The sequence below is a fragment of the Nonlabens sp. SY33080 genome (assembly GCF_011784885.1).
GTDB classification, from domain to species: domain Bacteria; phylum Bacteroidota; class Bacteroidia; order Flavobacteriales; family Flavobacteriaceae; genus Nonlabens; species Nonlabens tegetincola.
Genome location: NZ_CP050461.1, coordinates 1355637 through 1378971 on the forward strand (window position 1 = coordinate 1355637; position 23335 = coordinate 1378971).

At 36.0% G+C, this 23335-nt stretch carries 20 protein-coding genes; 7 read left to right on the forward strand and 13 right to left on the reverse strand.

Features of this window, described 5'->3' with window-relative positions; all coding sequences use genetic code 11:
* Positions 1-160: 160 nt before the first annotated feature.
* Both HCN53_RS06260 and HCN53_RS06265 read left to right on the forward strand, forming a co-directional pair.
* On the forward strand, positions 161-1657 hold the full coding sequence (locus HCN53_RS06260) for a hypothetical protein (RefSeq protein WP_167342389.1): 1497 nt from the start codon (positions 161-163) through the stop codon (positions 1655-1657).
* 46 nt (positions 1658-1703) lie between these two features.
* On the forward strand, positions 1704-2108 hold the full coding sequence (locus HCN53_RS06265) for a hypothetical protein (RefSeq protein ID WP_105019487.1): 405 nt from the start codon (positions 1704-1706) through the stop codon (positions 2106-2108).
* A 224-nt stretch (positions 2109-2332) separates the two neighbouring features.
* Here HCN53_RS06265 and HCN53_RS06270 read toward each other — a convergent pair whose 3' ends face one another.
* Complete coding sequence (locus HCN53_RS06270; protein ID WP_167342390.1) at positions 2333-2830, reverse strand: GNAT family N-acetyltransferase; 498 nt, start codon at positions 2828-2830, stop codon at positions 2333-2335.
* 9 nt (positions 2831-2839) lie between these two features.
* Complete coding sequence (rimO, locus tag HCN53_RS06275; RefSeq protein ID WP_167342391.1) at positions 2840-4144, reverse strand: 30S ribosomal protein S12 methylthiotransferase RimO; 1305 nt, start codon at positions 4142-4144, stop codon at positions 2840-2842.
* A 136-nt stretch (positions 4145-4280) separates the two neighbouring features.
* On the opposite strand from rimO, the gene HCN53_RS06280 reads away from it, so the two are divergent.
* On the forward strand, positions 4281-5120 hold the full coding sequence (locus tag HCN53_RS06280) for a carboxypeptidase-like regulatory domain-containing protein (RefSeq protein ID WP_167342392.1): 840 nt from the start codon (positions 4281-4283) through the stop codon (positions 5118-5120).
* On the opposite strand, the gene HCN53_RS06285 is transcribed toward HCN53_RS06280, so the two are convergent.
* From HCN53_RS06285 to paaZ, 10 genes are all read right to left on the reverse strand, one after another.
* Positions 5117-5737 carry a DUF1684 domain-containing protein gene (locus HCN53_RS06285; protein WP_167342393.1) on the reverse strand — a complete coding sequence of 207 codons (621 nt, stop codon included), beginning with the start codon at positions 5735-5737 and terminating at the stop codon, positions 5117-5119. The genes HCN53_RS06280 and HCN53_RS06285 overlap by 4 nt on opposite strands.
* A complete protein-coding gene (locus HCN53_RS06290) occupies positions 5734-6063 on the reverse strand; it encodes a hypothetical protein (RefSeq protein WP_167342394.1) in 330 nt (109 codons plus the stop codon). Before HCN53_RS06290 ends, HCN53_RS06285 begins: the two co-directional genes overlap by 4 nt.
* Before the next feature lie 9 nt (positions 6064-6072).
* On the reverse strand, positions 6073-7671 hold the full coding sequence (locus tag HCN53_RS06295) for an amidase family protein (RefSeq protein ID WP_167342395.1): 1599 nt from the start codon (positions 7669-7671) through the stop codon (positions 6073-6075).
* Positions 7672-7729: 58 nt separating this feature from the next.
* Positions 7730-8686, reverse strand: coding sequence for a signal recognition particle-docking protein FtsY (ftsY, locus tag HCN53_RS06300; protein WP_167342396.1), 957 nt, complete (start codon positions 8684-8686; stop codon positions 7730-7732).
* Positions 8687-8784: 98 nt separating this feature from the next.
* Positions 8785-9384 (reverse strand): transferase hexapeptide repeat family protein, encoded by a 600-nt coding sequence (locus HCN53_RS06305; protein WP_167342397.1) that lies wholly within the window; start codon positions 9382-9384, stop codon positions 8785-8787.
* A gap of 53 nt (positions 9385-9437) precedes the next feature.
* Positions 9438-12389 carry a T9SS type A sorting domain-containing protein gene (locus HCN53_RS06310; RefSeq protein ID WP_167342398.1) on the reverse strand — a complete coding sequence of 984 codons (2952 nt, stop codon included), beginning with the start codon at positions 12387-12389 and terminating at the stop codon, positions 9438-9440.
* Between the two features lie 307 nt (positions 12390-12696).
* Positions 12697-13908 carry a S41 family peptidase gene (locus HCN53_RS06315; protein ID WP_167342399.1) on the reverse strand — a complete coding sequence of 404 codons (1212 nt, stop codon included), beginning with the start codon at positions 13906-13908 and terminating at the stop codon, positions 12697-12699.
* A gap of 11 nt (positions 13909-13919) precedes the next feature.
* Positions 13920-14672, reverse strand: coding sequence for an enoyl-CoA hydratase/isomerase family protein (locus HCN53_RS06320; RefSeq protein ID WP_060524157.1), 753 nt, complete (start codon positions 14670-14672; stop codon positions 13920-13922).
* Positions 14673-14795: 123 nt separating this feature from the next.
* Complete coding sequence (locus HCN53_RS06325; RefSeq protein WP_167342400.1) at positions 14796-15656, reverse strand: flagellar motor protein MotB; 861 nt, start codon at positions 15654-15656, stop codon at positions 14796-14798.
* A 192-nt stretch (positions 15657-15848) separates the two neighbouring features.
* Positions 15849-18386 carry a phenylacetic acid degradation bifunctional protein PaaZ gene (gene paaZ / locus HCN53_RS06330; protein WP_167342401.1) on the reverse strand — a complete coding sequence of 846 codons (2538 nt, stop codon included), beginning with the start codon at positions 18384-18386 and terminating at the stop codon, positions 15849-15851.
* A gap of 278 nt (positions 18387-18664) precedes the next feature.
* On the opposite strand from paaZ, the gene HCN53_RS06335 reads away from it, so the two are divergent.
* Positions 18665-19450, forward strand: a complete 786-nt coding sequence (locus HCN53_RS06335; RefSeq protein ID WP_167342402.1) for a hypothetical protein — start codon at positions 18665-18667, stop codon at positions 19448-19450.
* 32 nt (positions 19451-19482) lie between these two features.
* A complete protein-coding gene (locus HCN53_RS06340; protein ID WP_167342403.1) occupies positions 19483-20238 on the forward strand; it encodes a hypothetical protein in 756 nt (251 codons plus the stop codon).
* Positions 20239-20291: 53 nt separating this feature from the next.
* On the opposite strand, the gene HCN53_RS06345 is transcribed toward HCN53_RS06340, so the two are convergent.
* Complete coding sequence (locus HCN53_RS06345) at positions 20292-21506, reverse strand: acetyl-CoA C-acyltransferase (RefSeq protein ID WP_167342404.1); 1215 nt, start codon at positions 21504-21506, stop codon at positions 20292-20294.
* A 121-nt stretch (positions 21507-21627) separates the two neighbouring features.
* Here HCN53_RS06345 and HCN53_RS06350 point away from each other — a divergent pair, with 121 nt between their 5' ends.
* Positions 21628-22806, forward strand: a complete 1179-nt coding sequence (locus HCN53_RS06350) for a 3-hydroxyacyl-CoA dehydrogenase NAD-binding domain-containing protein (RefSeq protein ID WP_167342405.1) — start codon at positions 21628-21630, stop codon at positions 22804-22806.
* Positions 22806-23333: a DUF1697 domain-containing protein gene (locus HCN53_RS06355; protein WP_167342406.1), complete on the forward strand. Its 528-nt coding sequence runs from the start codon at positions 22806-22808 to the stop codon at positions 23331-23333. Before HCN53_RS06350 ends, HCN53_RS06355 begins: the two co-directional genes overlap by 1 nt.
* Positions 23334-23335: the final 2 nt, after the last annotated feature.

A 23335-nucleotide genomic window follows, 5' to 3' on the forward strand; every position in this document is an offset into this window, starting at 1 on the left:
TTGACTTGAAAGTTTATGAATAACCATTTATAACTCTGGAGATTTAAATCTATTAGATAAAAGTCATTTTTAATAGATAAACTTTCTCAACTACAACAAATTAGCTTTTGGAAAGCCTGTCATTTTTTATGTAACTTTAACCACTTATAATCAACCTCTCATGAAAGCATTATTAGGGAAATGTAAGTGGGCACTTTTTTTATCATGTTTCTTATTTCATTGCAACCTTTATTCTGCGAGCAATGAATCAAAAAACGTTTCTGAATTAATCTATAAAATAGATAAAAGTACCGATCGTGTAACCTTATTTGAGTTAATCAAAAAACTTAAGAAAGAACACAATATCTCTACAAGAATCACATCCTATAAGCGTACAAGTGGAACAACTACTGAATTAGGCCTATACTTTAGTGATAAATTGAATAATGAAAAATCATTCAATTTATCAAGTCAAAACGGTATAGCAGACATATGTATTAAGATAGACAGTAAAAAGGATGAACTGTTAACTGCAGGAACTTGCAATCCACCAATAAAAGAACCTACAATCCAAATAGATCAAAATACCTCAACAGCTTCAAACCATACATCTACTGAGTCAACAAGCATAAGAACTAAACAAGAACTTAAACAACAAGCAGCTCGAGACCGAGCAAGTATTGCAAGAGAGAAAAAGAAAGCAGCTATCCTTAAAAGGCAAGAGGAAATGCAAGAGCGTTTACAAGAGCAAAGAATTAAAAAGAACGAATTAGATTCAATTGCTGCTGCAAAAAAATTGAATCGCCTTAAAAAGGTCGAAACCGAAAAACTAGAACGTAAAAAAGAACTGGAAGCAGCAAGATTAGATAAAATCAATAACGATAAAGAGCTTCTCAAACAGCAAATTGAGGCAATAAAAAATAAAAACTTAATCGAGCAAAGAAGACTGGATTCTATAAGAAAAGAAAGAGAAAAACTACAACGACAAAGCGAATTGAGAGATCAAAAGATTAAAGAAACTAAAGAAACAATTGCCGCTATTAAAGAAAGTAGAAAAGAAGCTTTCAGAACCGAAAAAGAAAGGTTACAAAAAGAAGAAGAAATGCGTAGAGAACTGGTTCAAATAAAGCAAGACAGTGCCGCAATACAACGAGACCAAATTGCGCAACTTAAACTTACTCAAGAAGAAAAGCTAGCATTAATTGAAGAAGAAAAAAGAAAAGCACAAGCCATACAAAACAAATTAAAAGAACAAGAACTTAAAAAAGAGTTAGAAAGAATTCAACGAGAAAGAGACCTAAGCGAGCAAGCCCTTATGGAGATTGACAAAAGCTATGAAGAAAGAATGGTTGGTCTAGAAAAACTACAAGAACTTGTTGTAGAAAATAAGGATGAGGTTGTAACTCAAAAAGTAGATGAAAATAAGATAGCACTTTCCGAAGGCACACTAATCATTAATGGGGATCAAAGCTTTTATCGCAGTTATAAAAACCGAACCGACATTTATAACTCATTGGGTAAGGTAATCTTATCACTAGAAAAAAGTATTACAAAAAATTCGCATTCTGGTTCTATAAACATTAAGGGCCAGCCTATTAAATGGCAATTAAAAAACTCCATTCTTATTTTGAAAAATAATTCTGGTGAATTAGTAAATCCAGACGGTAGTATTTATTAGAGTTTGGTCTAAAATTTGATGTCATTTCACGATATCAAATAAGAATATGAAAAAGCTGCTGTTAATTTTAATTTTAGCTATTACTACAGTCTCGTGTAACATCATAAACGATTGCGACATTTGGGGTGCAAAACCGCAACTTAATGATACAAAACTTTCAACAGGCGTTGTAGATTCATATTACGAAGACAGTTTGAATGCCGAAATTGATAATAATCCTAACGACAACGGCTATTACTACTATTTTACTGTTCATCATTTACCTGCTGGAATGGATTACGAAGTTTACGGAAGAGAGTTGGTCCTTTTTGGCACTCCATCACAACCTGGCCGCTATTCTATTGAGGTTGAACTATACGTAGAACCTGAGTTTTGGGACGAATCGTATGAAGGTGATGGATTGTGTACAGATACTACAAGCAAATACTACAGTCTTGAAATCAAATCATAGGACATTTATACCTGAAATCAGGAAATAATAACCTATAACTAAGGTAAATCATAAAAGAACTTTGTAATGTATTTAAAAAACAATAACATTATGAAATTCAATGAGACTTCAATTTTCAGATTAATTAATTTCTTTACTCAAAATAAAACCATCAGCTCTAAAGTTCTTAACCGTTTAAAATATTGTGAACAGGAAAAAGTCCATGATTTTTATTGTAAGGGCAATTAAAGGTGTTTTTCAAACAATTGATTAGTAGAGTGTGGCATGTGGACTGTTCCTACTGGCTTAAATCCCATACCTTTATAATAAGAACATAGTTTTTCATTGTTAGCTAGACAATCCAACCTAAGTATACCTATTCTATGACTAGCAGCCATTTTTTCTATAGCTTTCATCAATTTAACACCTATACGATTTCCCGTATAATCTGGATGAATCACAAACGAATGAATATAGAATGCGGCGATATCTTGTTTTCCCCAATAAGGAATGTCCTCCTTCATTAATCGGAACATCCCTACTAGAATTGAATGAGAATAGACTAAGGTAAATTCGGCAGCATTAACTCCTTGTTGCACCCATTGAAGTTTATCCTCTGGTGGTTGTAACCAATAGCTCCATTGATCAACACCTGATTCTTTAAGGTGACGTGCCGCTTTTTGTAACAATTCGACCACAACTGGAAAGTCAGATGATTGAGCTGTTACAAATTTAAGTTCCATGATTTATTTTTAAGACATAGGCTCTCCATAAAGGTCAAAGTCTTGAGCAGCCGTAATTTTCACATTAACAAAACTACCTACAGACAAATAATGATCTGCAGCCTCAATGAGTACCTCATTATCAACATCTGGACTATCAAACTCGGTACGACCCACAAAATAATTACCTCGTTTACGATCAATCATGACCTTAAAAACTTGACCTATCTTTTCTTGATTAAGTTCCCACGAAATTTGAGATTGAATTTCCATAATTTCATTGGCTCTTTCCTGTTTAACCTCTTCAGGTACATCATCCTCTAATTGATAAGCATGTGTATTTTCTTCATGAGAATAGGTAAAACAGCCTAGTCGTTCAAATCTTTGTTCTTTTACCCAATCCTTCAACAGCTGAAAATCCTCTTCTGTCTCTCCTGGATAACCTACTATTAAAGTAGTTCTAATTGCCATATTGGGTGCGCTTTTGCGAAAGCGTGACAACAACGCATTAGTCTTCTCATAAGTAGTACCACGACGCATGGACTTCAACAGCTTTGTAGAAATGTGTTGAAGTGGAATGTCTAAATAAAAACAAACTTTAGGTTCTTGATTCATAACGTCAAGAACATCCATAGGAAAACCTGTAGGAAAGGCGTAATGAAGGCGAATCCACTCGATACCATCTACTTTTACCAAAGCGCGTAAAAGGTCTGCCAGTTTGCGCTCTTTGTATAAATCAAGGCCGTAATAAGTTAGATCTTGAGCAATTAGAATGAGCTCTTTAACACCCGATGCAGCTAGCTTTTCTGCCTCGATTACCAAATTCTCAATTGGTGTACTTCTATGCTTACCTCTCATCAAAGGTATAGCACAAAAAGAACATGGTCTATCGCAACCTTCGGCAATTTTAAAATAGGCGTAGTTTTTTGGTGTAGTAGTCACTCGCTCTCCTATAAGCTCGTGTTTATAGTCTGCACCAAGTGCTTTGAGAAGTGATGGAAGTTCGGTTGTTCCAAAATATTGATCAACATCTGGTATTTCCTTTTCTAGATCTGGTTTATATCTTTCTGACAAACATCCAGAGACAAATACCTGATCCACCTCACCACGATTTTTACGCTCAACAAATTCAAGTATGGTATTAACAGATTCTTCTTTGGCATTATCAATAAAACCACAAGTATTAATTACCACTACATTACCTTCTTCTTCGTGAACGACATCCTTTCCACTCGCTTTAAGTTGCCCCATTAAAACCTCACTATCGTAAACGTTTTTGGAACATCCTAATGTTACAACATTAATCCTATTTTTCTTTCTTGACTTTGTTCTCATATCGGCTGCAAAAATACGATGAAGTAATGGATATGTTGTTAAAGTAAATTATAGGATAAAATTGTTGTTATTTAGTTATCTTTAATAATATATGCGGTATCTTCTTCTCACTTTTCTATTGCTAATTTTCACTGGTATGACAACTGCACAAAATCGAACTGTCACTGGTGTAATTAGTGATCCTGATGGCCCGATAGGTGGTGCAATCATAACTGTAAAAGGAACAGAAAGATATAGTACGACAAATTTTGATGGATTTTACTCCATCATGGTCAATGATGGCGATGTTTTGGTTTTTAGTTATGTAGGTTATGAGAGTCAAGAGGTTAAAGTAGGGTTATTGAATATTATAAACGTAATATTAATTAGCAGCTCTGAAGAAATAGTGATAGAATGTGGATTGTATCGCACCAATCAAAAAATTAGTTTATTTAAACTAATTAATAACGAATTAATTGGAGTCTCCTATCAGGATTATTATCAATTCATTCCAAAAGTAAACTTTGGTATGTCCTTGGGTAGTGATTTTGAAAATGGACTCTTTATAAATGGGTTTATTAGTACTTATATAAAAACATCTTCAAGAACCGATCCTTACTATCAGTTTATTGATTTAGACTCAAAATTATTCCGTAATGAATCTTTACAATTCAATTACCACAGTCTAACCCTAGGGTTTCCGAAGAATTCATCTATATTCAAAAACCACAGCTTATATATAAGATTACCCTATGTGGATTACTCAAATAATCTTAATAATTTTAAAGAGGTTGGAGTTGGAGTTGGTTTGGCTGGAGAATTGTTTTTAGGTATCGGACACTATACAAACTACGATTACTTTAAAAGTACTAACATATTTTCTACTCAATTTTCAAGAAGTATCAAAATCGGAGAAGAATATTTTACCGCAAGCATTAATTACCAGCACCTGGAACGATTTGAGGAGTTTACAATTGGTCTAGGATATCTATTTTAAAACCTTTTCTTTTTCAAAATTCCCTTTTTCACTCCTGCCTGTAGTTTGGTGTTTAAATGGTTTTCTTTAGGCGGAATAGGACAAGAATATCCATACCTATAAGCGCAATAAGGATTGTACGTATTGTTAAAATTGAGAACAACCTTTTTCTTTAATGGAGCTCTTAATTCCAAGTACCTTCCAACCTCATAGGTTTCATCACCATTAGTTTGATCAGTAAAATAAAGAGACAAAAAATTGTGATATTCAGGATGATTGCGATATTGTGGCCCATACATGACTAGCAACCTATAACTCTCTCCTTTTAAATTAAAATCTAAATAACCGTACTTTTCATAATCACTTACTTGATTCATTGTTGTGGTTACTTGAATGGTGGAATCCTCGTCAACAGGAGTGAAATTTGCCTCAACTACATATTCCGGGTCGTAAGGGTAGTATTTCAACGCAACAAATTCCTTTTTATCATCCTGTGATAATGGTGATTTATCACCAGATTTAAAAATTGCATTTTGCTTTTTTCTAAATTCAATAGTTTGTTGTCTATAATCAGGTGATTGAGAAAACAGACATAGGAATCCTATAAATATTAGTATATGTTTTATAGAATTAATCAAAAAGTGGCGTAAACCCAATTTGCAATTTCTTGATACGCAAATCTACAAGCTAGAATTACCGCAATAAGAAATAATGTAACCACCCAAGATTGTTTCTTAAGCCATAAAGTTACTACACTAATAAGTAAAACAACAGCGTGAATTGCAGCTATAAAATATACTGGTGTGTATAAGTTATCTGGCATGAGTACGTTGGACTCTCTTTCGCCCGTTAAAAAAGGAACTATGGAAGTAACTATATAAAATGCAGCGTAAAAAGCTACTATTTTGGTAGTTATATTTAATCCTTTTGGAGTAAATAAAACAGATTGATTTTCTTGACTCATATATTTCAATTAATAACCTTTGGGCGCTTGTCTATGGTTGGTTGCTTTTTCATAAGCTGCTGCCCACTTGAACAACAAGGCATCCTCTTCGGTAGGTGCAATAAATGTTAAACCGTATGGTTGTCCTGAGTCGTCATATCCCATAGAAACTGTCATGGCAGGAAAAAATGCTACAGCTGCTTGTGCCGCAGTGTAATTATTAATGGAAAGAAAACCATCGAGGTTATTTTTTCTTGTATAATAATAAAAGTAATCTTGAGTTGCCGTGGTAAGCTTTCTTTTAAGACTTTGTAATTCTTCCTCACTCATTAAATCTCTTTTGATCATATTATCGAATAAACGTTGACCATAAGGCATGGTTTTTACCGAGTCGATTTTATTAAAATTCACTAAGCGTTCTAAATCATATCCACGATACGATTGGTTTGCATATCCCGTAAAATAGTTAGGCAAATCCCGTTTCATATCCTGATCAAGTAAGCTTATAAAACCGTCTAATGAAACATCCTTTTCTTCTAGAACCACTACAGTTGCCCCTAAACTCTCTATATTCTTAATAGCCTGTGAAAACAATGAGTTTTCTTGAAAGCCAGCAAAAACACCAAAACGTTTTCCTTTTAAACTAGATTCATATAATCCAGCGATTTCCTTTTTAGATATTACTTCTACATTTTGAGTCATAGCATTAAGTAGGATTGCATTGTCCATGACATTCTTGGCCATAGGACCGGCAGTATCTAAATAACTAGAAATAGGTACAATACCGCTTCCGCTTAGTGTTCCTACTGTAGGTTTGTATCCCACGAGCGCGTGTTGCGAGGATGGTGATAATATACTTCCTGCCGTTTCAGAGCCTATTGCAACCGCTGCAAAATTTGCAGCAACGCTAGCGCCACTACCACTACTTGATCCACCTGTATCAAATTTTCTAGGCCCATATGGATTTAATGTTTGTCCACCAACGGCGCTCCAACCACTAGGACAATCACCGCAAAAGTAATAGGCCCATTCACTCAGGTTTGCTTTACCTAGAATAACCGCACCTTCTTCCTTAAGTCTTGTAATAATTTTTGCATCTCGTGCGTCATTTTCAAGCAATGCAACTGCACCAGCTGTAGTGGCAATTCCCGATACATTGATGTTATCCTTAACTAGAACAGGAATACCCCACATACTATATTGAATATCTAGCGCGGTTCCTTTATCCTTTAATTGAGAGTCTGCCTTTTTTGCTTGCTCGATAGCCTCAGGATTAATTCGGATTACGGAATTGATCGCTTTTTTATTAAGACGGTCGTACTCGTAAATACGACTTAAATAATACAGTGTAAGTTGTTCATAGGTAAACTTTCCTTCTGCGATGGCAGTATGAATTTCAGGAATTGATTTTTCAAGGACGTATGGACCTATCAATATAGAGGACTTCTTCCCTATTTCGCTTTCGCGAAAGCGTAATACCTCATCCAGCACACCTTCAAATACGTCTTGTTTTGAAATATACTGACTATCAATTACTTTAAATTCTCTGAAATCATCTTTTTTCTTGCTTACATCAGTGGATTGACACGCTGCAAGCACAGCCAAAAAGAAAATTGAAAAATACCTCATCTTTGAAAATTTGCTTAAAAATAGCAAACTATCGATAAACAAGATGTTTTGAATGTAGTTACTGTTTAAAGAAGCTATCTACAAACTCAACTTTATTGAAGACTTGTAAATCATCCATGCCTTCACCTACACCTATATAGCGCACGGGTATTTGAAATTGATCTGAAATACCTATTACCACACCACCTTTTGCAGTACCATCTAATTTGGTAACAGCAAGTGAAGTAACCTCGGTAGCAGCGGTGAATTGTTTTGCCTGCTCAAAAGCATTTTGACCGGTTGACCCGTCTAAGACGAGCATGACGTCGTGAGGCGCATTAGGCAGCACCTTTTGCATAACTCGTTTAATTTTACTGAGCTCGTTCATCAGGTTGACCTTATTGTGCAGTCGTCCAGCGGTATCTAGTAAAACCACATCAGCATTTTGAGCTACGGCACTTTGTAGGGTATCAAAAGCAACACTAGCAGGATCACTACCCATCGCTTGTTTTACAATCTCTACTCCTACTCTATTTGCCCAAATATCTAATTGATCGACTGCAGCAGCTCTAAATGTATCTCCTGCTCCTAGTACGACCTTTTTGCCTTTTTGTTTAAACTGGTGTGCCAGTTTTCCGATTGTAGTGGTTTTCCCTACACCATTAACTCCAACAATCATGATAACATATGGACCATCAGTGTTTGGAATAGTGAAGTCTATGGCATCACCATAATTGACCTCGCTCATTAATCCAGCGATTTCTTCTCGCAGGATTGAATTAAGTTCTGAGGTGCCTAGGTACTTATCTCTAGCTACTCGTTCTTCAATACGATCAATTATTTTTACCGTAGTCGCCACGCCTACATCACTAGATATAAGTACATCTTCTAGATCATCTAGAACATCCTCATCTACCTTTGACTTACCTGCAACGGCTTTACCTAATTTATCAAAGAAACTGGATTTTGATTTCTCAAGACCTTTGTCTAAAGTTTCTTTTTTTTCTTTATTGAATATCTTTTTGAAAAAACTCATTAGTAGCTAATTGGTAAATGCAAAGTTACACAAGTATATAGAGTTAATAAGTGCTTCTTTTTAGGAATTATAGAATAGCCTGTATGGCTGATTTAGTATTATGATTTTTTAATCTCGTGAAGTGTTTTATAAAAGTCCTCTTGAACAGGTCTATTTTTAGGTAATTCTCTTAAAGGTTCTACTTGTCGCATCGTATCGTGACAGTCATTTGGCAATTGCTGGTATAATCTAGTTCCTGCGGTTTTCCAATCTATCATTTGATCACTAACGTCTTTGATTTTTTTTGCAGGATTACCGACAATCAAACTACGCGGTTCAAAAATAGATTCTGCCTTTACAAAACTCATAGCTCCTACTATACATTCATCGCCTATGACAGCATCATCCATGATGACACTATTCATTCCAATTAAGCAATTACGACCTAAATTAGCTCCATGAATAACTGCGCCGTGTCCTACATGTGCGCTTTCGCGAAAGCGGATACTTTTACCAGGAAACATGTGCACCGTACAATTTTCTTGTACGTTAACACCATCTTCCAAAATGATTTCACCCCAGTCACCACGTATTACCGCACTAGGGCCTACGTAACAATTTTTACCTATGATAACATTGCCTATGACAGTTGCTTGAGGATGAATAAAACTACTCTCGTGAACTACTGGGATATGACCTTTAAATGAATAACATGACATAAAGCTAAATTAAACCAACTCTGATAATTTCTCAAATAAATATATGCGTAGGTTTAATTGATAATTACTTTTTCTGTGTAGTAACGACCATTTACCTTCAATTGAAGGATATAAGTACTGGTTGCCATATTAGCAGTGGTTATTTCCCAATTCTGACTGCTGTTCTTTAAAGTGGAAGAATTCACGTTAACGATAGCTTTTCCATTGATATCCAAAAGGTTTACAGACTCTAATTGATAATTGTCATCTAGTAATTGAATTACAATTTTTTGTTCACCATACGGCTGATAAATTGAAAGGATGTCATTGATTGAATTAAAATCATCAATTGAAAGAGTCGTATTTTCAAATTTTATAGAAAAGCGTCCTATATATTGACCAGCATTTAATTGTATGTTTGCGCTTGCATTTCGTAAATCATGATAATTATTGAGTAAGCTATCGAACAAATAAATATCTTGATTACTATCCCAATTTTCAAGCTCATCGATTCCGATGGTATAATTACCTGCGTCATTAATTTCTACAATTAGAGGTAAGCTATCACTATTATCGATATTAGGTACACCTTGAATCATATAGTTCTCTCCATTTAAATCAAATGCCATGTCATTTGACAGCCATTCATAGGCTTTTCCATCATAATATTTATCAACACCATCTGATGATAATGGATCAACTGTTAATAATAACTGTCTGTGCCCACCTGAAAGTCCAGTAAATCCTAATCTAATTTTTGATCTTATATCCTGTTGTTGAGGACCTAGAGTGGCTGTCCCACCAGCTTTGACAAATACGCTTTGACCAGAAGTTTCTGTGACAAAAATTCTTTGATTATTATTAAAATTAATGGGATTGCTACCAACGGTTTCTACAAAAAATCCTTGCGCAACTGGGATGTAACGTCCTGGCGTTTTAGTTGCAGTTCCTGATGTTGAAACACCATTAGCCGGAGTGGCAATGGATGGAGCACCTACACCACCTGAAAAATTATAGGTTGCATATCCGCCTTGGTATTCGGCTAAAAGGTGAGAATTGCCTCCATAATGTTCCCAAAAATAAACAGTACCGTCCAAGTCTGGATTATCTAACAAGAATTGATGAGTATCAATAGCACTAGGATATGGATTCGAAATTAAATAAATATTTCCAACTGTAATCGGCAAATTAATATTACCGTTATTTGGAATACCTTGAAATATAAAAGGTTGTACTCCTGTGGAAAGATGTGTCCCTTTCATTGTGAATCCTTCTCCAGCAAGTAAACTGGTTGACGGTGAAATTTGTTCCCAGTTTGAATAATTCCCAGGTTGATCCCTAAAAGCATAAAGCCATCTTCCTGAGATGGTAGCTGCGTTAGTAGCATCACCAGGTATTCCATCTGGAGTGTTTGTATTTGTAAAACTTAAATCTCGAGGGATTCCTGTAGTTCCATCTTTCATAACAGTTGAAACATCAAAACCTGCATTACTAGATGAACCAGTATTTGAGACAGGACTACCCCAATAAGTATACCTATACAAGTTAGGATTTCCTTCTCGCCATTTTCTCAATTCACCACTTGCCCCTACATTTAAAACTGAACTGTTAGTTTGTACAAATTGTCCATCTAATCCTAAATCTAATACTCCATTAAGATTTACAGGTCCAGTGACCTCAATACCTACATCACCAGAAGTAGTAAGGGTAACTAATGGATCTATAAGTAAGGTTCCTGTTGTAAAAGAGTTAGTTTGAGTTGTGTTTTCCCTAACTATGACTGAATGCGAACTATTACTTGCTATAGGAGTTGATAATCCAGGGTCATAAGGGTCCCAACTTCCAGAATCGTAAACAAATTGCGGAAGTATTTGGATAATCACAGTATTAGAATAACTAGTATTTCCACAAATATCTTGAGCGCGTCGCCTATAAAATCTAGTAGTGGTAAGACCTGTAGGAGGAATATAAGAAAGTGACGATGCTCCTGCTACATTTACCCATCCCGTAACTCCATTGTTACTCCACTGCCATTGATAATTAACAGAGGTACTGTAGGCTTCGGCGTTACTTGTTGAACTTAAGTTCACGGTGTTAGCAATTATATTATAAGAAGAAGCTCCTGTAATCGTTCCTGCATTCAAACTAGTAGCGTCTGTAAAGCTTATTTGATCAACGAATCCGCGATCCTCTCCTACTGAAACACTTCCATCCTTAACATAGCGCCATTCTATAGTATTATTTCCATAGTCAAGCGGTAAAGTAACCAATGTCCATCCTACTGTGCCGCTTATACGTTGCCTTCTTACACCATTAACATATACTTCGAGAAAATCATAATTTGCCTCACTACTCACACGCCATCTAAAACTTACCTGCGATCGACAAGAGACTGTAGTACTAAAGGAAGAAGTTTGATTATGTGTTATGGTACCAGAAGCTGCACAATCATTACCACTAAAAGCCCAACTACCTAATGATCCCCAAAAAGGTCGAGTACCACCACCATTTAAAGTAGATTGAGTGTTTTCAGTTGCCAAAGTTAATGAAGTCGTAGAATATATATAAGAGTAATAAAGATTCATTCGATGATCTGCATTACCTACTGTTTGATTACTAATTGTATTCTGATACTCTACTGGTGTAAGGTTGAATGTGCTTGTTTGTTGAGTTCTACAGTCATCGCCTGATTGATAGGTACATCTAGAACCTGAATCATCTTCCCATGCATCTATTCTTCCAATTATTTGTGTAGCTGGAACATTGTTTCTAGTTCTAGATGCGAACGTCCCAGTTCTATTGTAAGCTCCGTTATCATCAATTTGTACGCAACCACTGGAAATTTCAGCTATTGTGTTATCTCTATGATATCCATATGCCGTATATTCTTCTGTAGTGTTAAATCCAAAGTCATTGCCACAACCATTACCTTGAAATCTTGTTATCCTGGCAGTATAGTTTATGTTTTGTGAAAGACCTACTAACCCTAAAAAAATAAAACTAAAAAATACGTACAAAGTCTTCATAATAAATCGATTGGGACTCGTGAATTTCGTAAAACACTACTATTCAATAAAATACAATCGATACATTACATAGATATTCGGTTATCTACGTTTTTTGAAGAAAAAAAATGACGTTTACTAAAAATTTTTACTACAATATTTTACCAAAACGAAATGCAATTAACCTAAAAATCAAAAGATTAATATGTAGTGTTAACTAAGACCTTCAATTTTAAGAATTTACAAGTCCATGAATTTGAATTAATGATGAAAATGCATAGACGATAACTTTAGTAATAACTTTAATCTTTAACTGCTCTATTTAAAATTACGAGCCTTCAATAAATTTTATGGTTTGATCAATCCAGTTCTCATCATTTTTTAGTCTGACATCAACTGGAACGCCTCTACTTTCAAATTCAAAAAACTCATTGAATTTTAGGTCGGACAAATAAAATGAATAACAATTATCGCCTATTGAAATTAAATCTCCATAATTCAAACCATAAGCAATTACTCCCATGGAACTGTCACCTAATACTGTACCATTTATTAATTCACCTATGAAATGAGTTGTTTGTTCTGCATTGCTTCCAGACTTACCGTTTACAAGAACATATATATTGTTGCGTTTTGCATACTTTTTGATGGCCTTTCTCAATGGTTTACCTATTTGATCTGTACCACCACCATTATTGCGCAAATCGATGATAAGGTGATTTACTTCTAAATTTGGAAAAATATCATCTATAAACTTATTTGCTACTGCTACGTTATCATTGGCCCAACTGAACGTAGCTATACGCATATAACCAACCTTTTTATTTAACGGTTTGTAATAATAAAGGCTATCACTTTCTGGTGCATTATAATGGTATGGCTGTGTTTTATCTTTATAAATACCGTAGAAAACGAATCTCCCGTTAACTACTCTTTCTGCTCTAGAGCTTGCAAACAGTGAAAAATCGGATTTTATAAAGGATATCCTAAACTTATCTCCCAGAGAAGGAATTAATTCAAAAAACTGCATACCTGGTTCCCAATGGTCCATTTGAGTTTTTAATAATATTCCTAGGTATTTATCTTGATCTTTCACAACCCCAAAGGTGGAACCTTCACTATAATATACGCCTTCAATATCTTCAAATGGCTTCTGGTTGAGTTCAGTTTTAAGAGCATTTAAATCACCTTGATAGCGCGGAAGATTTTTGTAAAAAATAGAATTCTTAATGTTTATGGTATCAGAAATTCCAGTACCACGTACTCTACTATGTTCATCTCTTATTACATCTTTTAAATCTGTAATTTTTATGAAACATTCCCAGTGAGTAGTGTTTGAATCAACTTCTGCTAATAGAACATTTAACTTAGCTTTATAAGCTTCCTCGACCTTTCTATCCTTTGTCTGTTGTTTATAAGAAATAGTTTGTTTGTATTTTTCTGCAAACTCATTCAGCGATGTTTTACAATCACAGTTTTGAGCCTTACCACTCAGGATAGCCGTAAAAACGAAAAGAAAAGAAAGGTAAATTGCCCTCATTACCAAATTATTTACTTAAACCTTTTTAATGTTTCCTTAGTAAATTCACTCAAGACTAATCGCCCAGAGATTTTAGCTCTATCGATCAATAAAGTATCCCAGTCTTCACAACCTGTCCAAAACATTTTTTTCATTTCGGCCATGGCATCTGGATTATAAGTCGCTAGATGTTGCGCAAATTTTAGAACTGCCTCATCCATCTCTTCTGTAGATTCATAAACATGAGCAAATAAACCGTTATCTTTTGCCCATTGCGGTGAATAGAATTCATTAGCATTAATAGCAATCTGGCTCATACCGGTTAAACCTAATTTACGCTCTACTGCTGGCCCCACTACAAAAGGACCTATACCTATATTAAGTTCACTTAGTTTTATAGCAGCATATTGAGTGGCAAAACAATAATCGGTAGCAGCAGCTACTCCTACTCCACCACCAACAGTTTTTCCTTGTACACGCCCAATGATAAATTTGGGACATTTACGCATGGCGTTAATTACATTAGCAAAACCACTAAAAAATTCCAGACCTTGCTCCTTATTTTCAATTGCAACCAATTCTTTAAAACTGGCACCTGCACAAAACGTTCTCGCTCCACCAGACTTCAAAATTATCACTTTGGCTTCTTCATCTTTACCTGCGTCTTCTATTGATTGTGCAAGATTTGCAAGCACATCACTAGGTAATGAATTGTGTGCTGGGTGAAAAAACTCAATAGTTGTAATCCCATTATCAGTTTGAGATGTTACGTAAGGTGCGGTCATAATTTTCAATACTTTATTTGTAATTCAAATCTAAGATTTCTTTGGCGTTTTTATAAAGATATAACCATAAAAAAGCCTCTTGTTTACACAAGAGGCATAACATTTCCTGTTATTGTTAAACGATTAGTCGTTAGTTCTATTTACTGCGGCTACTTCACTTTCTAATAAAGCAAAAAATTTGTCTAGATTAGGCATAATTACGATTTGTGTACGTCTATTTTTAGCCATGTTTTCTCTACTATCATTTGCTACTACTGGATCATAACTTCCTCGACCTGCAACAATTAATTGATCAGGCGAAACATTAAATTTGTTTTCTAATCTTCTTACAATTGATGCGCTACGCTCGGTACTCAGGTCCCAATTGTCTTTAATATAACTTCCTTCTTTTACTGTTCTACTATCTGTATGACCAACTATAAGAACTTCTAACGATGGCTCACTGTTAACTACTTGTGCAATTCGATTTAAAATACCATCTGCATCTTTTCCTATTCTGTAACTACTGTCTTTAAATAACATGTCGTCATCTATGTCTATCATTACAACGGTTTCATCAACCGATACATTTAAATCTGAATTTTCAGGTAGACCAGAAAGCTTTTTGGACATATTGTGAGCGATAGCGACATTAAGAGAATCTTTTAAAGTGGTTGCTCCGGCTAGTTTTGCCGCTGGCACATCTTTCAAAGTTGCCCTCATCGCTTTTTTATTGTTTTCAGACATAACTAGATCACCGTTATCCTGTGAAACTAACATCCCATCCTTCTCTGTTTTGAGAGAAGCAATCTTGGCATTGTATCGATCCACTCGCATTTCTATTTCATTCATGCGATTTTCTAATTGTTCTTTTTCAACTCGTGTTTTTTGAAGTTGAGATACAGTGGTGTTGTACTGTGATTCTAGCTCGGTGTATTTCTTTTTTGAAACACAGCTCGTTGTTAACAGAACTACTCCTGTAGCAATAAAAATTTTCTTGATCATAACTTATTTATTTGATAGCAACATAATGTGATGATCAAACGAATAGTATATAGAAAAGCTTAAAGTGTCGTTAAACAATTTATAAACACTAATCAATGTGTTGATTTACAGTTATTTAAAATCAATACGTTGATTTAATACAATTGTTAATTAATTTTATAAATTAAGAGTTACTTAAGAACCACGTAGTCTTTACAACAGTCCAAATTGTTCCAAATGATGCGTTACATGTTTACGCTCCAGCAAGCTCCATTCGTATTTAGAAAGCGGTCCAAAAACAGCATTCTTTGTAGTAGCTTTTGGATTACGCTTAAAGTAATCTATGTACCCATTACGAGCCTCAAAAAGTTTTTCAATAGCGGTTGCCAGGTCTTCATGTTGTAGCTCCTCTAGGCTTCCATCTTGTTTCATTAATGGCATCTTGAAATCACGCGGCATTTTCTCATAATTCCATAAGGTTGCCGCCACTTTTTCTAGATATTTTTCTGGTGTTGCTACTTCAAAATCTTGAATCTCACCACTAGCAATTCTGTAACCATGCTCTAGATGCTCGACCATGTGCTGCATGGTCATGCTGCCCCATAATGGTTTTGTTTCTGGGTTCGCTTTCGCGAAAGCGGAACGCATAAAACGTTCATTGATTTCTGGAAATGTTGTTTGCTTTTTCTCTACCATCGTAAGAATAGTCGCAACCGCAACGAGAGCTTGTGCTTCTTCGTCCGTTTTACCGTTTTCATAATCAACTGGCTCTGCGTCAAAAACCTCAACATACCATTTTACGATACCACTAGGATGCTCACGACCGCTTACATCGCGCTCGCGTTTTTCTTTACAAGTTAATCGCACATAAATCGTATCGTTGTGGTATAACGGTCTTAAAAAACGAATATCTTCAAGTCCATAATTGGCACTTACTGGGCCTTTATTAGGATAAACGAACAAACCAGCAGCGGCACTAATGATAAAGTAACCATGCGCTGTGCGCTTTTTAAAAATGCTACCATCTAAACTGGTGATATCTGTATGGGCATAAAAATGGTCCCAAGTAAGATTAGCAAAGTTTTGAATATCCGTATCAGTAAGAGTACGCTTGTGCGTTTGCAGACTCATACCAGGTTTGATATCTTCATAATGATAGGCAAAAGGATGCTTTTCGGCTTCTTTGTACGCACCATTAGGTTGGTATATTCCTGTGACTTCTGTGAGTGTCGTCGGGCTACCTTGAACCGCACAACGTTGCATGTAGTGTTTGATACCGCGCAGTCCGCCCATTTCCTCGCCGCCACCTGCTCTACCAGGACCACCGTGTACTAATAACGGTAGCGGTGATCCGTGTCCGGTGGATTGTTTGGCACTTTCGGCATTTAAACATAGTATTCTTCCATGATGCGATGCAGCTTCTACAGTGTACGCTTTCGCGAAAGCGTCATCACCAGTAACCACACTGCTCACCAGAGAACCTTTACCCATTTGAGCCAACTCGATTGCCTCTTCAATCCCATTGTAAGGCATGATGGTACTCACAGGACCAAAAGCCTCAATCTCGTGAACCGCAATGTTTTTGAATGGGTTGTCTTCTCTCAACAAAATTGGAGACATGAACGAGCCTTTTTGGGCATCGGCGCCATGAACCTCAACATTATCTAAATCACCATAAACGATGTTTGCTGTCTCGGTTAGTTTTTTAATTTGGCTGATGGTTGTATCACGCTGATCATTATTAATTAACGCACCCATGCGTGTTTCCTTTAGTTTAGGATCACCTATAACAGTACGACTTAATTGCTTTCCTAAAGCGATCTGAACATCTTCAACCAGATTTTCTGGAACGATAATGCGACGTATAGCAGTACATTTCTGGCCGCATTTTACGGTCATCTCTTTACGTACTTCTTTAATAAACAGGTCAAATTCTACTGTTCCAGGAACCGCATCTTCTCCCAAAACACAAGCATTTAAACTATCTGCTTCCATTGTAAATGGAACACTCTCTTCTAGAAGCTGGCTGTGATTTTTAAGTTTACGACCTGTGGCAGCACTACCTGTAAAGGTGACTACATCTTGAGATTGTACAGTGTCCAAAATACTTGTAGTAAGCCCAGATAACAATTGCAGTGATCCTTCTGGTAAAATACCGCTATTGATAATCTCACGCACTACAGCCTCTGTTAGGAAAGCTGTTTGAGGTGCTGGTAATACCACTGCTGGCATTCCTGCCATCCAGTTTACGGCACATTTCTCTAGCATTCCCCAAACAGGGAAATTAAATGCGTTGATATGAACTGCTACTCCTTTTTTAGGTACTAAAAGGTGGTGTGCCATAAAGCGTCCACCACGGGATAAATCAATAGGCTCACCTTCTACAGCATAACTTTGGTCTGGAAAGAGTTTACGCAAACTGGCATTTGCAAATAGATTACCAAATCCTCCTTCTATATCTATCCAGCTATCTACTCTCGTTGCACCGGTGCGGTAACTAATCTCGTAAAACTGTTCCTTGCGCTTGGTAAGATAAAGCGCCAGTTTTTTAATCATATTACCACGCTGCTGAAAGGTCATATCTCTAAGGATTTTACCATTATCTCTACCATATTGCAAGGCACTAGCGATATCCAACCCTTCTGTACTTGTTAAGCCTATTACGTCACCTGTAACAGCGTCGTACATATTACGAGCATTTCTATCATCTCCTGTTAACCATTGTCCATTTATATAAGAAGGTAAAATCATAATATCGTGTTGTTATCAGGCTTTTAAAGATGATAAAGCCCTTAATTCAAAATTCGCATGATTGATTGTTACGAAAATAATAAATGATAACAGTACAAGACTAACATTTGTTAGTTAATTTAAATTCTTTAAATTTTTTGTAAGAAATTGGATTTACTATTGATTGAAAATAAAACTGTTAAACCAAGAATAATACCGATTATAGATTTAAATAAAACCGCATGATCCATTTACTCGTAAACCTAGACTGTACAATACGTTTGCAAAAAAAATGAGAAATGAAATTCCTGTGGTTATTATTAATGTGTTCCATACTGTCTTTTTTTGGTCAGGCTCAAGTAGGAATAGGCACTACTAATCCTGCAATTGGGACTATTCTTCACATAGATGATTCCAGCGGAACTAAAGGTGTAAAACTACCCGATGCTAACCTCATTGATCTTAATACCATAGATCCTTTACCGATAGGCACACATGTAGGAACCATGGTTTATAACATTAACTCCTTCACTGGTCAAGGATTTTTTTATTGGACTGGCTTTGTATGGGCGCCTTTACAGTTGTTCTCTGAAAGAGCTGCGAAATTTCAGAATCTTAAAAATATAGAGACGACTAACGATGTTAACCTTAATACTCCTGCCGGTGTAGATGTGGAAATTATGGATGGCGTTGTGTTTAATGATAATCTAGATCTTTTTGAACAAGTAACTGATGCTAATAATCGTGTAACTAGAATTAAAGTAAAAAAATCTGGCAGATACAAAATCACCGTTTTTATAGGTTTAGAACAAGATGATGCCACAGCTGGATCTTCATCCATACAAGGAAGAATTCGAATAAAAGATTCGATGAATTCATTGAGGTTTGAAGGTAGTTCTCACCGAAGTTCTGAGATGGATCGAAATGGTACCGGTGATGATGATGGTACACTTTCATTTTCAGAAATTTTAAATCTTGATGAAAATGATGAAATCTCTATTAATTGTTCCAATCTAGAAGGTACTGCAGCTGTTTATCAACGAGACAAAAAAGGCTCTGCATTTATAATAGAAAAAATCAGATAAAACATTCGACTTACAACTTAATCCCTATTCTTTTGAAGACAATTACAGTTTTATTAGTAATCCTATTATCCCTACCAATTCATGCTCAAGTAGGTATAGGAACCAGTCATCCTGCCGCAGGAACTAGCCTGCATATAGAAGATTCTACAGGAACAAGCGGTGTACTTTTCCCTAAAGTAAATATCCTAGATTTACAAACGGTAGATCCACTTCCCACAGGTACGGAAAACGGGACCATAGTCTACAATACAAATCTTACTACTGGTGAAGGTTACTACTATTTCAAGGACGGTAAATGGGAACCCATTTTTGGGGTTGTAGGCTCTATGGCTAAATTCACGAACCTTCTATTTTCCACAAGTTCCAATAATTTAAATACAGGAGGCTGGACAACTACTCAATTATGTACTAGCACTTATTTTAATGACAACGCAACCGTATATCAAGAATCTGGCCATACAACTTTGACTGTAGGCCAAACTGGCAGGTATAAGGTTGTTGTCAATATATCGTTAGAAGGCTTTTCTGGTAATAACAATCAAGCATTGCTAGCTGTAGAATCTACATTACGTATAAATGGCACTCAAACTGGTGGTATCTATCGCAGTCAAGAAATGATTTCTGCAAATAGCTCTACACCTGATTATAGCAGCATTAGTATCACCGAAATTATTGAATTAAATACCATGGATAAAATTACTGTAGCAACCAGACGTACTCAAGATACTGGTACAGTTTATTTACGCTCTGAAAGATCCTCGAGCATCTTTATTGAAAGATTAGATTAATTATCAAACCCCAGTTTAAAATTTAACTAGGATTTGATACTTAGACAGTTACCTTACAAACTAGCATTCTCAATCACCATCGCATAACCTTGACCTACACCTACACACATGGTAATAAGCGCATAGCGTTTCCCGGTAAGTTGTAATTCCAACGCCGCGGTATTTGCAAGCCTAGCTCCTGTCATTCCAAGTGGATGACCGATAGCGATGCTTCCACCATTAGGATTAATTCTAGGGTCATCATCTGCCAGTCCCCATGAACGAGTGCAAGCTAGTGCCTGTGATGCAAATGCTTCATTTAACTCTATAACATCCATATCATTCATAGTTAATCCTGCTTTTTCAAGCGCACGATTACTAGCTTCTACAGGTCCTATTCCCATTATACGAGGTTCTACTCCTACTACAGCACTACTCAATACTTGAGCTTTAGGCGTTAAATCATACTTCTTGACAGCATCTTCACTAGCAATAACTAATGCAGCAGCACCATCATTAAGTCCGCTAGAATTTCCAGCAGTCACTGATCCACCTTCTTTCTTGAAAGCTGGACGTAACTTTGCAAGTATTTCTTTGGAAGTAGTAGGTTTTATAAATTCGTCTTGATCAAAGACAATTGGGTCTTTTTTACGTTGCGGTATTTCGACAGCTACAATTTCTTTAGCAAATCTTCCATTTTGTTGTGCAGCAGTAGCTTTATGCTGTGACCATGCTGCAAAGGCATCTTGATCTTCACGAGATATACCAAATTTCTCTACAAGATTTTCGGCTGTATTTCCCATTCCATCCACACCATACATTTCGGCCATTTTGTGGTTTACAAATCTCCAGCCAAAACTACTATCATACATCTTACTGTCATTACCAAAAGCACTACTAGGTTTTGCTATGACGTAAGGACCACGTGTCATATTTTCTACACCACCGCATACAAACACATCGCCATCACCAGTCTGAATAGCACGATGAGCGTGTACCACACTACTTAAACCAGAGCTACATAATCTATTAACTGTTTCTCCTGGAACGCTCCATGGCAATCCAGCAAGTAATCCAGCCATACGTGCTACATTACGATTATCCTCACCAGCTTGATTAGCACATCCCATAATAACATCGGCATAGGCTTCTTTTGGAATACTAGAGTTCCTGTCAACAACAGTTTTTATAACAAGAGCCGCCATGTCATCTGGACGTACTTTTGAGAGCGTTCCTTTGTAATTTCCTACTGGCGTTCGTACACCATCGATGATATATGTTTTTTTCATAAAGTATATAAATTACGCTTTCGCGAAAGCGGAAAAGTAAAATGATTTTCATCAAAAATACAAATAAGAAACTCGGTAGAAGTATCCTCAAACTCTTAAATTTGAAGATCAAAATTAATCTATGAAAATTAAGACAGTAGGAATTATAGGCGCTGGAACAATGGGTCGTGGTATTGCACAAGTTGCAGCTACCGCTGGATGCACGGTTGCACTTTTTGATACGAATCAAGATGCTCTGGATAATGCCCGTGCCTCTCATGAAAAAATCATGAATCGATTGGTAGAAAAAGGACGTATCGATGAAGATGAGAAAAACCGAATTCTAAGTAATATCACGTATGTGGATGCTGTCTCCGCTTTCGCGAAAGCAGACCTCATCATAGAAGCCATTATAGAGAATATTGACATTAAGAAAAAGGTTTTTCAAACTATTGAAAAAACTGTTTCTGAATCATGTATCATCGCATCAAATACCAGTAGTTTAAGTATCGCGAGTATTGCTGCATCACTAGACAAACCTGATCGTTGTGTAGGTATTCATTTTTTCAATCCTGCTCCATTAATGAAATTGGTAGAAGTTATACCAGCGGTACAAACTAGTGACTTAACTTTAAACACTAGTGTTGCTATTATAAAAGAATGGGGTAAGGTTGTGGCAGTAGCAAAAGACACACCAGGTTTTATCGTTAACCGTGTAGCACGTCCTTTTTACGGAGAAGCTATAAGAATTTTTGAAGAAGGCATTGCCGATATTCCTACCATAGATTACGCTTTAAAGAGTTTAGGTTTTAAAATGGGACCTTTTGAGCTTACAGATTTCATAGGCCATGATGTAAATTATGTAGTGACTGAGACTGTATTTAAGGCTTTCTATTACGACCCTAGATACAAACCTAACTTTTCTCAAAAAAGGTTAGTTGAAGCTGGATGGTTAGGCCGAAAAAGTGGTAGAGGTTTTTATGATTATAAAAATGATGAAGCCGCTAATTTCTATGGAAAACAACAACCAAACAAAGAGACAAAACTTATCGAGAATATTCAAGATAGAATCCTTGTCATGCTTATTAATGAAGCTGCCGATGCTTTGTTTTTAAATATAGCAAACGCTACTGATATTGATACCGCCATGACTAAAGGCGTTAATTACCCTAAAGGATTACTCTCATGGGCTAATGAAAAAGGAATTTCATGGTGTGTAAATCAATTAGACTCGTTATACGATCTGTATCGTGAGGACCGTTACCGCTGTTCACCTCTTTTAAGAAAATTGAATGAGCACGGTAAGCAATTTGATATTTAATGAGATACGTAGGTTTATTAAGAGGTGTTAATGTAGGCGGCAAAAACAAACTTCCAATGGCTGAATTGAGGAAAGCTTTAAGCTTTCTTCCTTTTGATAACTTAGTGACATACATACAATCTGGAAACATTGTCTTTGATTCTGATTTTAGCAGTACAGAATGTTCTACTCTCATATCAAACACTATATCTCAAAATTTTAACCTGAACATTCCTGTAGTAGTTTTTGAACAAGCTAATATTATAGAAATATTAGATTCTAATCCATTTAAAAAGCTATGTGAGGTAGAGAAAAAATTCATGTCTTTTGGATTTCTTGATGATTACCCCAGTAAGGAAAATTGTGAATTAATGGAGTCTTTTTCTAATGAAAAGGAGTTCATCAAAATAACAGAAAATATCATATTTTTTTACTGCACTATCGGGTTTGGTAAAACAAAATTGACTAACCATTTTATGGAGAAGAAACTCAAAGTTTCTTCAACTATGAGAAATTATAATACCACTTTGAAATTATCAACACTGTAGAA